General features: G+C 70.2%; 11 protein-coding genes. 5 read left to right on the forward strand and 6 right to left on the reverse strand.

The genetic code is table 11. From position 1 onward, the window contains the following. Nucleotides 1-4 precede the first annotated feature (4 nt). From NKI68_RS02950 to NKI68_RS02960, 3 genes are all read right to left on the reverse strand, one after another. Nucleotides 5-640 (reverse strand): dienelactone hydrolase family protein, encoded by a 636-nt coding sequence (locus NKI68_RS02950; RefSeq protein ID WP_254545199.1) that lies wholly within the window; start codon nt 638-640, stop codon nt 5-7. Between the two features lie 150 nt (nt 641-790). After that, on the reverse strand, nt 791-1,417 hold the full coding sequence (locus NKI68_RS23680) for an MBL fold metallo-hydrolase (RefSeq protein WP_303657482.1): 627 nt from the start codon (nt 1,415-1,417) through the stop codon (nt 791-793). Between the two features lie 102 nt (nt 1,418-1,519). After that, nucleotides 1,520-1,714: a cold-shock protein gene (locus NKI68_RS02960; RefSeq protein WP_254545200.1), complete on the reverse strand. Its 195-nt coding sequence runs from the start codon at nt 1,712-1,714 to the stop codon at nt 1,520-1,522. A 141-nt stretch (nt 1,715-1,855) separates the two neighbouring features. Between NKI68_RS02960 and rqcH the strand changes: the two genes are divergently transcribed. From rqcH to NKI68_RS02975, 3 genes are all read left to right on the forward strand, one after another. Next, nucleotides 1,856-4,051, forward strand: a complete 2,196-nt coding sequence (gene rqcH / locus NKI68_RS02965) for a ribosome rescue protein RqcH (protein ID WP_254545201.1) — start codon at nt 1,856-1,858, stop codon at nt 4,049-4,051. Nucleotides 4,052-4,224: 173 nt separating this feature from the next. Beyond that, nucleotides 4,225-4,914 carry a DUF4013 domain-containing protein gene (locus tag NKI68_RS02970; RefSeq protein ID WP_254545202.1) on the forward strand — a complete coding sequence of 230 codons (690 nt, stop codon included), beginning with the start codon at nt 4,225-4,227 and terminating at the stop codon, nt 4,912-4,914. A gap of 33 nt (nt 4,915-4,947) precedes the next feature. Continuing rightward, a complete protein-coding gene (locus NKI68_RS02975) occupies nt 4,948-5,949 on the forward strand; it encodes a DUF4013 domain-containing protein (protein ID WP_254545203.1) in 1,002 nt (333 codons plus the stop codon). Nucleotides 5,950-6,029: 80 nt separating this feature from the next. Here the strand turns inward: NKI68_RS02975 and NKI68_RS02980 are convergent, their stop codons facing one another. Then, complete coding sequence (locus NKI68_RS02980) at nt 6,030-7,091, reverse strand: zinc-dependent alcohol dehydrogenase family protein (RefSeq protein WP_254545204.1); 1,062 nt, start codon at nt 7,089-7,091, stop codon at nt 6,030-6,032. Nucleotides 7,092-7,247: 156 nt separating this feature from the next. On the opposite strand from NKI68_RS02980, the gene NKI68_RS02985 reads away from it, so the two are divergent. Continuing rightward, nucleotides 7,248-8,315, forward strand: coding sequence for an mRNA surveillance protein pelota (locus NKI68_RS02985; protein WP_254545205.1), 1,068 nt, complete (start codon nt 7,248-7,250; stop codon nt 8,313-8,315). A gap of 858 nt (nt 8,316-9,173) precedes the next feature. Here the strand turns inward: NKI68_RS02985 and NKI68_RS02990 are convergent. Together NKI68_RS02990 and NKI68_RS02995 are read right to left on the reverse strand one after the other, a co-directional pair. Further along, nucleotides 9,174-9,716, reverse strand: coding sequence for a universal stress protein (locus NKI68_RS02990; RefSeq protein WP_254545206.1), 543 nt, complete (start codon nt 9,714-9,716; stop codon nt 9,174-9,176). 140 nt (nt 9,717-9,856) lie between these two features. Then, a complete protein-coding gene (locus NKI68_RS02995; protein WP_254546479.1) occupies nt 9,857-10,603 on the reverse strand; it encodes an MBL fold metallo-hydrolase in 747 nt (248 codons plus the stop codon). Between the two features lie 127 nt (nt 10,604-10,730). On the opposite strand from NKI68_RS02995, the gene NKI68_RS03000 reads away from it, so the two are divergent. Continuing rightward, complete coding sequence (locus NKI68_RS03000; RefSeq protein ID WP_254545207.1) at nt 10,731-13,484, forward strand: ATP-dependent helicase; 2,754 nt, start codon at nt 10,731-10,733, stop codon at nt 13,482-13,484. Nucleotides 13,485-13,489: the final 5 nt, after the last annotated feature.

Below are 13,489 nucleotides of genomic sequence, written 5' to 3' on the forward strand. Positions count from 1 at the left end.
CCCATCAGGCGAGGTGCTCGGCGAACCAGTCGGCGGCCGCGTCCGCCACCTCCTCCAGTTCCCCCGGCCCCTCGAAGAGGTGGCCCGCCCCCTCGACGACGTGGAGTTCCCGCTCGCCCGCGAGTTCGTCGTACGCTTCCCGGTTGAGGTCGAGCACCTGCGCGTCCGCGCCGCCCACGACGAACAGCGTCGGCGCGGCGATCCGGTCGAGGGCGTCGGCGGCGAGGTCCACCCGCCCGCCGCGCGAGACGACCGCCCCGACGTCCTCCCGGCGCGCCGCGGCGCGCAGCGCCGACGCCGCGCCCGTGCTCGACCCGAAGTAACCGTACCGGAGGTCGGCCGTTCCCTCGCGGCCGTCGAGCCACTCGGTCACGGCGACGAGCCGGTCGGTCAACAGCGGGACGTCGAACCGGTTCTCGTAGACCCGGTCCTCCTCCTCGGTGAGCAGGTCGAAGAGGAGCGTCCCGAGGCCGCGCTCGCGGAGCGTCTCCGCGACGAAGTTGTTGCGCGGGCTCTTGCGGCTGCTCCCGCTGCCGTGGGAGAAGACGACGAGTCCGGAGGCGTCCGGCGGGACGACGAGTTCCCCCTCCAGTTCGACGCCGTCGACGGGAATCGCGACGAGCGAATCGTTCCCGGTCATGGCGCGTGATCCTTGTCCCCACACGTCGGTAAGCGTTCGCCCGGCGGTGCGGGGCGGTGAGGGGCGAGGCGGGGCGGTACGAGGCGGCGGGAGGAGTCGGGAGAGGCAGGGGTTGGGAGAGGCAGGGATCGACGGCGGCGCGTCGGGGCCTCAGGGCCGTCCGGCGAACTCGACGAACGCCCGCAGTCGCTCGCTCGCGTCCTCGGTGACCGACGCGCCGTGGTAGAGCAGGGCCGCGTCGAAGTCGTAGTCGAGGAGGCGCTCCAGGGACGCCTCCGCCCGGTGGAGGTCGTCGGTGTACACCGCGGGCGGGAGGAGGAAGTAGCCCGCCGGGAGGCCGCGCTGGTCCGACCCGCTCGCCGCGTCGCCCAGTACCGCCAGCGATCGCCCCTCGTCGACGAGCGCGTGGTGGTCGTCGCGGTGGCCGGGCGTGTGGACGGCGACGAAGTCGCCGACGCGGTCGCCGTCGCCGTAGCGGTGGTCCGGGTCGCGTTCCACGTCGGGGTCGCTCTGCTCCGGGAGGTAGGTCTCGACGGCGTAGCGGTCGGCCACCGCGTCGAACCCGCCGACGTGGTCGCCGTCGGCGTGGGTGACGACGAGCCGTCCGGGCGTCACGCCGGTCGCCTCAATCTCCGCGAACAGGGCGTCCGCCGTGTCGGGGAACCCGCAGTCGAAGAGGGTCGGGGTCTCGCCGTCGACGAGGAACGCGCGGTAGCGCGCGCCGTTCCGCTCGGCGACGGTCAGGTCGTACACGTCGGGGAGGAGTTCCGTGGCCATGGCCGTGGCTCGCCGTTCGCGCCGGGGACGTTAAACCCTACGCGCCGCTCGTCGGTCCGCGTCGAAAGAATGGGGTATCGTGGTGTAGTTGCGCTCGCCGAGTTACAGCCGCTGGAGGTTCTTCGCGCGCGGGCCCTTGTCGGCCTGCACGATGTCGAACTCCACTTCCTGTCCCTCTTCGAGGTCCGGACCGCCAACATCTTCCATGTGGAAGAAAACGTCGTCGTCCGCGTCGTCGCTCTCGATGAAACCGTAGCCGCCCGTGTCGTTGAAGAAGGCGACCTTACCTTTAGCCATTACCTGTGGTCGTCGTTCGTGCACCCCCATAACAGTTGCGAAGCGCTCGCGAGCGTGACTGACGGTGTCACCCACTTGCGAACGGCGGTCGCCACCGCGGCAAACGACACGCCTTTTCGCCTCGCACGTTCACGACACCGTATGGATCGAAAGCGGGAACTCACGAGCGTCGACTGCGCGGCCCTCGTCACGGAACTCGGGGCGTACGAGGGCGCGAAGGTCGACAAGGCCTACCTCTACGGGGAGGACCTCCTGCGGCTCAAGCTCCGGGACTACGACGAGGGGCGACTGGAGCTGCTCGTCGAGGTGGGCGACGTGAAGCGCGCTCACCTCGTCGCCCCCGAGCGCGTCCCCGACGCGCCGGGGCGGCCCCCGAACTTCGCGATGATGCTGCGCAATCGCATCTCCGGCGCGGACTTCGCGGGCGTCGAGCAGTTCGGCTTCGACCGCATCCTCACGTTCCACTTCGAGCGCCCCGACGGTGACACCTACGTCGTCGCGGAGCTGTTCGGCGAGGGCAACATCGCCGTCCTCGACGAGAATCGCGAGGTGATGGGCTGCCTGGAGACCATCCGCCTGAAGTCGCGCACCGTCGCCCCCGGCGCGCTCTACGAATACCCCTCCGCCCGGCTCGATCCCTTCGCCCTCGACGAGGACGGGTTCGCGGCGCGGATGGAGGAGTCTGACACCGACGTGGTTCGGACGCTCGCCACCCTGCTCAACTTCGGCGGGCTCTGGGCCGAGGAGCTGTGCACCCGCGCGGGCGTCGCGAAGACGAAGGACATCGCGGACGCCACCGAGGAGGACTACGCGCGCCTGTTCGACGCCGCCGAGCGCCTGGAGACGACCCTCCGGACGGGCGCGTTCGACCCGCGGGTCTACTACGCCGACCCCGACGGTGGCGGTGACGGGAGCGGGGACGGCGCGGCCGATGCTGATGACGCGGGTGACGGGAGTGGGGAAAACGTGGAGCCGATCCGCGTGGACGCGACGCCGCTCCCCCTGGAGGAGCGCGAGGGCCAGCGCGCCGAGGTCTTCCCCAACTTCAACGCCGCCCTGGACGACTACTTCTACCACTACGAGGAGGAGGTCGGTGCGGGCGGCGGCGGGGCGAGCGGACGGCCCGACTTCGAGGAGGAGATCGCGAAGTACGAGCGCATCGTCACCCAGCAGGAGGGGGCGATCGAGGGGTTCGACGAGCAGGCCCAGGAGGAGCGCGAGAAGGCGGAGTTGCTCTACGCGCGCTACGACCTCGTCGACGAGGTGCTCTCCGCGATCCGGTCGGCCCGCGAGGAGGACGTGCCGTGGGACGACATCGCCGCCCGCTTCGAGGAGGGCCGGGAGCGCGGCATCGCCGCAGCCGAGGCCGTCGAGGACGTCGACGGGTCGAACGCCCGCGTCACGCTCGACCTCGACGGGACGCGCGTCACGCTCGACGCGACGACGGGCGTCGAGAAGAACGCAGACCGGCTGTACCGGGAGGCGAAACGCGTCGAGGAGAAGAAGGAGGGCGCGCTCGAGGCCATCGAGGACACGCGGGAGCAACTCGCGGCCGTGAAGGAGCGACGCGACCGGTGGGAGGCCGAGGACGCGGACGAAGCGGGCGATCGGGGAGGCGAGGAGGGCGACGGCGAGGACGAGCCGGTCGACTGGCTCTCGCGAGCGTCGGTCCCCGTCCGTCGCAACGAGCAGTGGTACGAGCGTTTCCGGTGGTTCCGGACGAGCGACGGCTTCCTCGTGCTCGGCGGGCGCAACGCCGACCAGAACGAGGAACTCGTGAAGAAGTACACCGAGCGCGGCGACCTGTTCTTCCACACGCAGGCCCCCGGCGCGCCGGTGACGATCCTCAAGGCGACCGAACCGAGCGAGGCCGCCCGCGACGTCGACGTCCCCGAGCGGAGCCGCGAGGAGGCCGCCCAGTTCGCCGTCTCCTACTCCTCCGTCTGGAAGGACGGCCACTTCGCGGGCGACGTCTACATGGCCCACCCGGATCAGGTGTCGAAGACCCCCGAGAGCGGCGAGTACGTCGAGAAGGGGTCGTTCGTCGTCCGCGGCGACCGCACCTACTACGAGGACACGCCGGTCGGGGTGAGCGTGGGAATCGCCTGCGAACCGCAGACGCAGGTGATCGGCGGGCCGCCGAGCGCGATCGAACCGCGCGCCGCGACGAGCATCCGGGTCGAACCGGGACGCTACGCCCAGAACGACGCCGCGAAGCTCCTCTACCGGGAGTTCCGCGAGCGCTTCGCCGACACCTCCTTCGTCCGGAAGGTGGCCAGCCCCGACCTGATCCAGGAGTTCCTCCCGCCAGGCGGCAGTCGTATCGTCGAGGGGTGAGCGGCTGCCGATAGCCGCCCGGGGACCGGACAACGGCCGAGAAGCTCCGCCCAACTATCAACACAGTTTATATTCTCACACGCCAATGGGTATCCGTTGATTATGACCGCGGAGTGACGGGTCTATCCCCTCGCTGGGGGTTCCACGTCCCGGGTCGTACAACGGTGATACCAATGATAACAGAAGCACTCACCTACCTGCGCCGGAGCGACAGCGCGGCCCGGACCGTCGTCATCGGGATACTCCTGTCGTTCCTGAGTTTCCTCGTCATCCCGGCGTTCCTCGTCATGGGGTACACCGTTCGGGTCATCCGGGCGGCGCTCACGGACGACGAACCGCCCGTGTTCGACGAGTGGGGGAACCTCTTCGTGGACGGCCTGAAGGCGTTCCTCATCGGCGTCGGGTACTTCGTCATCCCCGTCGCGTTCGTCGTCCTGGCGGTCGGGGCCGACCTCGTCGTCGCCAACGTCAGCGGTCTCGCGGGCGGGATCCTCGGCGCGATCCTCGCGGTCGTCGGCATCGTCCTGGTGCTGGCGCTCTGGTACGTGTTCCCCGTCGGCCTGGCCCGCTTCGCGCGGACCGGCCGGATGGGTAGCGCGTTCCAGTTCGGCGAGATCCGGCCCGTCGCCCTGACGAGCACCTACGCGGTCGCGTGGCTGCTCGCGCTCGTCGTGAGCGCCGTCGCCGGCGCGGTGTCGAACTGGCTGTTCAGCCTCTCGCTGCTCGGCGTCGAGACGCTCCTCGCGCTCGGGCTGACGTTCTACGCCGGCGTCGTGGCCGCGTACCTCTACGGGCGCGGCGTGGGCGAGGCGACCCCCCTCGAACCCGCCCCCGAGGAGCCGAGCGGCCGACCCGCGGCCTGAAGGCTTTATCACCCCCCTCCGTCATTTTCAGTCGTGTTCCGCGACGCCCTGCTGTATCCGCTCTCCGGTCCCTCAGCCGCCGGTTCGTACCTCCTCGGCGGCGTCCTCCGACTCGTCTCGACGATCTCCGACGTCGCCGTGCTCCTCGTCTCCGTCGCCCTCGCGACGGCGACGGTCGACGCACCCGCCGGATCGCCACCGCTCTCCCCCACGGTTCTCGTCGTCGCGCTCGCGTTCTTCCTCGGCCTCTCGCTCGTCGCGCGGGTGGCGTTTCGCGGCTACGCGGTCGCCGTCGCCCGCGAGGTGGCGGGCGCGCCGTCTCCCGTCGCCCCCTCGATCCGGGCGTTCGTCCGCCTCGGCGACGCGGCCCGCTCGGTCGGCGTGCTCCTCGCGTACCTGCTCCCGGCGCTCTCGCTCGGCGGCCTCGCCGCCCTCACGGTGACGATCGACGCGGGCGGCGACCTCGACGTCGTCGTCGAGACCGTCGGGGCGCTCGCGCTCCTCCTCGGGTTGCTCGCCGGCCTCCTCGCCGCGTACCTCGTCCCCGTGGCGATGGTCCGGTTCGCCCACGAGGGCGGGATCCGGGCGGCGTTCGACCTCTCTGCGGTCCGGGCGGCGGCCTTCACCGAGGACTACGTCGTCGGCTGGGCGATGGCCGCGGGCGTCGTCGTCGTGCTCGTCCCGCTGGCGCTGCTGCTCTACGCCCTCTTCCTCGTCGGCGTCGTCGTCCACTTCCACCTGAACGTCACCGTCCGCTACCTCCTGGCGCGGTCGGCGAGCGCGGCGCTCGGCTACGAACCCGGGACGGCGACCGCGCCGTCGGGTTCGGCCCGTCAGCGGCGGAACGCGGGAGGATCGTCCGACGAGGAGTCCGCAGACGAGGTGCCGGCCGACGAGGTGTCGCTCGACGACACGGCCTCCGCCCGCGCGGCGGCCGAGGCCGACTGGCGCGGGACCCGGCCCGAACCGAGCGAACTCGACCCGGCGGTGTCCGAGGACGACCCCGCGGCCGAGGAGTTCCGCAGGCGACGGTGACGGCAATCGCGCCCTTCGTCCCCTCTCCCGACCGGTGATCGGCGCGGCGAAAAACGGGAAGTTCGGTGGGGCGGTAGCCGTCAGAACTGGTCGATGACCGGGATGCCGACGGTCCCGAAGTCGGTCATCGCGGAGAGCTTCTCGGAGACGTCCTCCAGGCCGACCGTCTCGCTGACGACGGCGCTCGGGTCGAGTTTGCCCGTGGCGACCATGCGGAAGATCTCGTCGTAGCGCGTCGGCGGCATGCCGAGCGAGCCGATGAACTCGATCTCCTGCATGACCATCGCGTCGGTCGGCAGGGACACCATCCCCTGTTCCTCCTCCGTCGTGAGACCGATCTGGAGGTGCTGGCCGCGGCGACCGAGGCTCAGCACGGAGTTCTGGCAGGTGGTGGCGATGCCGAGCGCGTCGACGGAGACGTTCGCGCCGCGGTCGGTGATGGCCTGTACCTCGCCGGGGACGTCCTCGACGTCGCCGGCGTTGACGGTCTCCGTCGCGCCGAGCGACGTCGCCTTCTCCAGCTTCTCGTCCATGAGGTCGACGGCGACGACGTTCGCGCCCAGCGCGTTCGCGATGTGGACTGCGGAGAGGCCGACGCCGCCGCAGCCGTGGACCGCCACCCAGTCGCCCGCGCCCACGTCGGCGCGGTGGGCCAGCCCGTGGAACGCCGTCATGAACCGGCAGCCGAGGCCGGCCATGTCGACCGACGAGACGCCGTCGGGGAGGTGGACGAGGTTCTGGTCGGCGGCGGGGACGTGCAGTTCCTCCGCGAACGCCCCCTGGACCTGCTCGACGAACCCGAGGGGCATGACGTTCTCGCAGGTGTTCCCGTGGCCCGTGCGACACTCGATGCAGGTTCCGTCTCCGAGGTTGAACGGGATGGCGACGTGATCGCCCTCCTCGAAGCGCGTGACGTTCTCTCCGACCGCTATCACGCGGCCGGCCGGCTCGTGGCCGAGGATCTGTCCCTCCTGGGCCTGGATGCCGAGCCAGTCCCAGTCGCCCTGCCACCCGTGCCAGTCGGAGCGACAGATGCCGCAGGCCTCGGTCTCGACGACCGCCCCGTCCGGGGTGACCTGCGGGTCGTCTACCTCCTCGATCTCCAGCGGTTCGCCGTGCTCCTTGAGGACTGCTGCTCGCATAGCACCTGGTAATCGATAACGAGCGCCATAAGCGTATCCTCGAACGCCGTGACTGTCTCCGCGCTGTGTGATAGAAGCGACCGCGCCGGTCGGCCGGACCGACGGTTCGCGCGCGGGATAGCAGGGCACTTACCGGGGGACCGCCCAGTACCCGCCATGCGAATCGCCGACCGTCAGCGCGTCGAGGGGGGACGAGAGCGGATAACGGTCGTCCCGGAGACGCTCGACGACCTCTGGCACCTCAGCTACGTGCTCGAACCGGGCGACCTCGTCGGCGGCGACACGACCCGTCGGGTGCGCCGGGACGACGAGACCCTCCGCGACACGGGCGGCGAGCGCGAGCACATGTACGTCACCCTCGCGGTCGAGGAGACGGAGTTCGCGCGCTTCGCGAACCGCCTGCGCGTCTCCGGCGTCATCGAGGACTGCTCGCGGGAGGACCAGCTCGGCTTCCACCACACCCTCAACGTCGAGCAGAACGAGGAACTCGAGATCACGAAGCGCTGGAAGCCGGATCAGCTCGACCGCCTGAAGGAGGCCGAGGAGGCGACGGACAACCCCGACGTCGCCATCGCGACCGTCGAGGAGGGCGCGGCGCACGTCCACACCGTCGCGCAGTACGGCGCGGAGGAGCGCACCTCGCTCTCGGGCGCGACCGGCAAGGGCGAGTACGCCCAGTCGCGCACGCAGCTGTTCGCCGAACTGACCGAGGTGCTCCGGCGGATGGACGCCGACGCGATCATCCTCGCCGGGCCGGGGTTCACGAAGCAGGACGCCTACAAGTACGTCGAGGAGAACGCCCCCGAGGTCGCAGAGCGGGTGACGATGGTCGACACGAGCGCCGTCGGCGACCGCGGCGTCCACGAGGTGCTGAAGCGCGGCGCGGTCGAGGACGTGCAGGCCGAGACGCGCATCGCGCGCGAGGCGGAACTCATCGACCGGCTGATGGCGGAGATCGCGGGCGGCGCGAAGGCGGCCTACGGCGTCGAGAGCGTCGCCGAGGCCGCCGAGTACGGCGCGGTCGAGACGCTGCTCGTGGTGGACGAGCGCCTCCGCGAGGAGCGCGGCGGCGAGGGTGAGTGGGAGGTCGACGCGAACGACCTGCTGGAGACGGTCGACCGGAAGGGCGGCGACGTGGTCGTCTTCTCCTCCGAGTTCGCGCCGGGCGAACAGCTGTCGAACCTCGGCGGGATCGCCGCGATCCTGCGGTACCGGCTGGAATGACGTCATCCCCGGCGTAAACGCGGGGTGTTCCTCGCAGGACAGCGGGCCGTTCACCACGCCCTCGAAGGTGACGTCCGCTCCCCGCGTAGAGCGCACCGGGTTCGTACGCGGTGCGCGAGCCGCTCGCGCGGCGTCGCGGGTTCGGCGTCCTCGGAAACGCGTCGCGTTTCCGATGGGCTGTCCCACGACGACGGAGTCGTTCGTGGGGGCACGGAAGACGCAACGCGTCCTGTGAACGTCACGAGAGACGTGGTCTCTCCTTGCACTGCGGTCGATACCGACTCAACCTCCGAGGTCTGGACCCCCGACAGACACGGGCCGTGCCATCGGCCTGCCTGCCCGTCGTGTGGGACGAGACGGCTCCGTCGTCTCGTCATCACGAAAGACGCGTTAGTGGTAGACGTACCGTCTATAATCGACAGTTCGAAAGCCCCCGGGCGGTCGGCGGCTGCGACTCGCTGCGGTCCTCGCCTCACTCCGTTCGGCTGTGGTCCTTACGTCGTCTCGCTCGCCGACCGCCCGGCCCCTTTCAGTCCCACCCCGCCGAGATGGGCCGAGGGTCATCCGCAACCGTCGTGTCTTTCACCATCGCGCCTTTCGACCGATCACGGTGGACAGGCTCGATCGCGGTAGGTTCGCGTTTTTGACGACCGTGTGGCCGCATCGGTGGACAGTTTCCGGTCGAAGGTGTGGTATCGACCATCCCGAAAGGAGGAACGCCAAACCATCTCCAGTTTTCCGCGTTGATCGCACCGCGCGGTCGCCGTCAGCGGCAGTAATACCGACGATCGTGACGGAGGGTCGGATTCACGCCCGGCCCGAAGGCCGGGACTCTCCCCTCGAATCAGAGAGTCCGCCTCACCCGACCGTCGCTCGTCCCGTCCCCCGCCGGTCGTCCTCCCGCAGCACCGTCACCAGCCCGTCGAACCCCCGGGCGATCGTCTCGACGACGCTCCCGGCGACGAGCGAGCGCAGCCCCGACCGCTCGGGTTCGGCGAGGAAGAGGTGGCCGCAGTCGTGCTCGCGCGCCGCGTCGAGGACGCGGGACGCCTCGCGACCGACGGCTCCCACCGCGACGTAGTCGATGCCGAGCGGGGCGAGCGCCTCCCGGCCGACGCGGCGCGCGAGCCGTCGCGCCCCCGCCTCGGCCTCCCCGAGCGTGTACCCCGGCAGACCGGCACCGAGTCGCGCCTCACGGCGCTCTGCGAACTCGCGCGACGACGTGACGCTGAGGACGACGAGTCGCCCCCCGGTGCCGGCGACGTACCGCCCCGCCTCGCGGACGAGCCGACGGTCCGCCTCGGTTCCGGCGACGCGAACGAGCACGCTCCGCGGCTCGTCGTCGAACGGGTGTCGGGAGGAAACGGGCGAGACGGCGGCTCTCGACGCTTGTTTCGTCATACCGTCAGTGCGTTCGGATCCGGTATGAAGCCGATCCGAACGCGGAGTGTAAGTGAAGCGCGAGTCCCCGGCGAAACCGAACGCGGACGGTACGAGCCCCGTACGAACACTTTCACTCCGCGTTGTCGGCCCGAGCGCCCTCACTCCACCGTCACGGTGAGGCCGTCGCGCGCGAAGCGCACGTCGCCGGCGTAGTGCTCGCGGAGGGATTCGAGCATGGCCTCGTGGCGACCCGCCGTGTGCGGGTAGAGGTGGGTCAGGAAGACCTGCCCGTAGCGGTGGCCGGCGAGCGCCGCGCCGAGCTGCGAGGGCGTGGGGTGGTTGTCGACGTCCACCTCGTCGGGGAACGAGCAGTCGTGGGCGAGCACGTCCGAGCCGTCGGCGAAGGCGGCCAGGTCCTCGCTCGCCTCCGAGTCGCCGCTGAAGGTGAACGTCGCCCCGTCGGCCTCGAATCGGTAGGCGAGACACGGCATCGAGTGGACCGTCTCGGCGGCCGCGACCTGGTACCCCGCGGCCTCGAACTCGCCCGGTTCGACCTCCCGAATGACGAGGTCCAGACGACCCTGCATGTACTCGTGAACGTCGAACAACCCCTGGACGAGGTCGGCGGTGCCGGGCGGGCCGATCAGTTCGAGGTCCGTCGCGCCCGCGAGCCACCGCGCCTTGAACAGCGGCATGAGGTCACTGACGTGGTCGAGGTGGTGGTGCGTGAGGAGGACCGTCCGGACGCCCTCGTAGCCCGCGTCGGTCCCCGCGAGGGCGGAGAGGACGCCGCTCCCGCAGTCGACGAGCAGCGGGTCCGTCCCCTCGGATTCGAGCAGGAGACCCGTCTGCGCGCGGTCGCCGGTTGGCATGGCGCTGCCGGTGCCGAGGAACGTGACGTGCATGTCGAGGGGGTCGACGCGGAGGCCTAAATGTCCGCGGGCGTCGCTCGCAGGGAGAACGACGATCGGATTCACTTTCACCGCGGTAACCCAACCCACTTCTTCGCTCGAACCCTACCCGGACGCAACGATGGGCCAGGGGACGTCCGGAGGGGGCCGCGCGCTCCTCTCGTCGTACGACTTCGACTTCGCGCCGGAGGCGGTGTCGATCGACGACGCGGACGTGCTCGACCTGCTCGAACCCGCCGTCGCGCGGTGGTGGGTCCGGGAGTTCGGCGCGTCCGTCCCCGAGAACGGCGGGTTCTTCACGCCCCCGCAGAAGGAGGCGATCCCCCTCATCCACGACCGGACGAACGCGCTCATCTGCGCGCCGACCGGCTCCGGCAAGACGCTCGCCAGCTTCTGTGCCATCATCAACGAACTCTACCGCCGGGACCGCCAGTCGGGGCTCGAAAACTCCGTCTACTGCCTCTACGTCTCGCCGCTCAAGTCCCTCGCCAACGACATCCACCGCAACCTGGAGGTCCCCCTGTCGGGGATCGCGGACCTCGCGGACGACGAGATCGAGATCCGCCACGCGATCCGCCACGGCGACACGGACGACGCGGCGCGCCGGCGGATGCTGACGGAGACGCCCCACGTCCTCAACACGACGCCGGAGACGCTCGCCATCCTGCTCAACTCACCGAAGTTCGCCGAGAAGCTGCGGACGGTCGAGTACGTCGTCGTCGACGAGATCCACAGCGTGGCGGAGAACAAGCGCGGGACCCACCTCGCGGTGTCGCTCGAACGCCTCGAGTCGCGCTGCGACCGCTCGCCGACCCGCATCGGTTGTTCGGCCACCGTCGAACCGCTCTCGACGATGGCCGAGTTCCTCGTCGGGCGCGACGATGACGGCGACGCTCGCGAGTACGAGATCGTCGACACGCGCTTCGTCCGCGAGTTCGACCTCCGGCTCACCTGCCCGACCGACGACCTCGTCAACGCGTCCCCCGAGGTCGTGACCGACCGCTTCTACGATCAGCTTCACGAACTAATCCGAGCGCACACGAACACGCTCGTGTTCACCAACACGCGCTCGGGGGCCGAGCGCGTCCTGCACAACCTGCGGGAGCGCTACGACGGCTACGCCGAGGAGAACTCCGGCTGTCACCACGGCTCGCTCTCGGCGGACCGACGGCGGCGCGTCGAGCGGCGGCTGAAGGCGGGCGAACTCGACGTCGTCACGACCTCCACGAGCCTCGAACTCGGCATCGACATGCCCCACGTCGACCTCGTGGTGCAGGTCGGCTCGCCGAAGTCCGTCGCGGCGCTCCTCCAGCGCGTCGGCCGGGCGGGCCACCGCCTCGGCGAGACGGTGACGGGCCGGGTGGTCGCGCTCGACCGGGACGAACTCGTCGAGTGCGCGGTCATGCTGAAGCGGGCGGAGGAGGGGTTCGTCGACCGGGTGTTCGTCCCCGAGAACGCCCACGACGTGGCCGCCCAGCACGTCTACGGGATGGCGATCGACGCCGTCCGTCCGGAGGCGGAGGCGAAGCGGATTCTCAAACGTGCCTACCCCTACCGGAACTACTCCGACGCCGACTGGGAGACGCTGCTGCGCTACCTGACGGCCGACTACGAGGGGCTCGAGGACCGCAACGTCTACCCGAAGGTGTGGCGCGACGAGAACGACCCGCCCGACGGCGAGTACCACTACCCCGACTTCCCCGTCGGCGAGCCGCTACTCGGCAAGCGCGGCCGACTCGCCCGCGTCATCTACATGACGAACGTCGGCACCATCCCCGACTCGTTCTCCTGCGACGTGCTCACCCGGGGGGAGCGCGAGTGGGTGGGGCAGCTCGACGAGGCGTACCTCGACACGCTGGAGCCGGGCGACGTGTTCGTCCTCGGCGGCTCGCACTTCGAGTACCGCTACCGACGAGGGTCGAAGGTGTACGTCGATCCGACGGGCGCTCGGCCGACCGTCCCCTCGTGGTTCTCCGAGCGACTCCCCCTCTCCTACGACCTCGGGTGCGAGGTGCTCACCTTCCAGCGGGAGTTGCTGGATCGGCTCGAATCGGGCGGCCCGCCGGCCGTCCGGTCGTGGCTCCGCGGGTTCCCGATCGACGAGAACGCCGTCCGCGCGACGACGCGCACGTACGACCAGCAGGTGCGCTACGCCGGGGCGGAGAGCGTGAGCACGCACGACCGCCTGGCGATCGAGGTGGAACTCGACCGCGCCGAGTACCGCCGGCGCTACTACGTCCACTCGAACTACGGCCGGCGGTTCAACGACGGCCTCTCGCGGCTGCTCGCCCACCGCTGCGCACGGGCCGCCAACGCGAACGTCACCGTCGCCGTCGCCGACCACGGCTTCACCCTCTCCATGCCGCTCAACCGGAAGGTCGACCTCGTCGGCGTTCTCGAGGACGTCGACCCGGGGGACGTCCGCCCGGATCTCCGCGCCGCGCTCTCCGGGACCGACCTCCTCAAGCGCTACTTCCGGATCAACGCGACGCGCTCGCTGATGATCCTGAAGCGCTACAAGGGCTATGAGAAGTCCGCGAGTCAACAGCAGGTGTCGAGCGAGATGCTGCTCGGCTTCGCGGACGACCTGGAGGACTTCGCCGTGATCGAGGAGACCTACCGCGAGATCCTGGAGGACAAACTCCACGTCGAGGCCATCGAGGACGTACTCTCGGCCGTCCGACGCGGGGACCTCGTCATCGAGAGCCGACGGGTGGACTCACCCTCGCCCCGCGCATTCGGTCTCGCGACGCTCGCCGCGAGCGACGTGGTCCTCGCCGAGGACGAGAGCGCCGTCCTCCGGGAGTTCCACCGGCGCGTCCTGCGGGAGATCGGCGACGGGACGGCCGCCGGCGCGCTCGGGGAGACCGACTGACGAGC

Origin of the sequence: Halomarina pelagica (genome assembly GCF_024228315.1) — an archaeon.
Classification (GTDB): domain Archaea; phylum Halobacteriota; class Halobacteria; order Halobacteriales; family Haloarculaceae; genus Halomarina; species Halomarina pelagica.

What these genes read in the sequence shown, in the direction of transcription:
- NKI68_RS02950 (WP_254545199.1), bottom strand. Translation starts at nt 640, where the DNA reads ATGACCGGGAACGATTCGCTCGTCGCGATTCCCGTCGACGGCGTCGAA.
- NKI68_RS23680 (WP_303657482.1), bottom strand. Translation starts at nt 1,417, where the DNA reads ATGGCCACGGAACTCCTCCCCGACGTGTACGACCTGACCGTCGCCGAG.
- NKI68_RS02960 (WP_254545200.1), bottom strand. Translation starts at nt 1,714, where the DNA reads ATGGCTAAAGGTAAGGTCGCCTTCTTCAACGACACGGGCGGCTACGGT.
- rqcH (WP_254545201.1), top strand. Translation starts at nt 1,856, where the DNA reads ATGGATCGAAAGCGGGAACTCACGAGCGTCGACTGCGCGGCCCTCGTC.
- NKI68_RS02970 (WP_254545202.1), top strand. Translation starts at nt 4,225, where the DNA reads ATGATAACAGAAGCACTCACCTACCTGCGCCGGAGCGACAGCGCGGCC.
- NKI68_RS02980 (WP_254545204.1), bottom strand. Translation starts at nt 7,091, where the DNA reads ATGCGAGCAGCAGTCCTCAAGGAGCACGGCGAACCGCTGGAGATCGAG.
- NKI68_RS02985 (WP_254545205.1), top strand. Translation starts at nt 7,248, where the DNA reads ATGCGAATCGCCGACCGTCAGCGCGTCGAGGGGGGACGAGAGCGGATA.
- NKI68_RS02990 (WP_254545206.1), bottom strand. Translation starts at nt 9,716, where the DNA reads ATGACGAAACAAGCGTCGAGAGCCGCCGTCTCGCCCGTTTCCTCCCGA.
- NKI68_RS02995 (WP_254546479.1), bottom strand. Translation starts at nt 10,603, where the DNA reads ATGCACGTCACGTTCCTCGGCACCGGCAGCGCCATGCCAACCGGCGAC.
- NKI68_RS03000 (WP_254545207.1), top strand. Translation starts at nt 10,731, where the DNA reads ATGGGCCAGGGGACGTCCGGAGGGGGCCGCGCGCTCCTCTCGTCGTAC.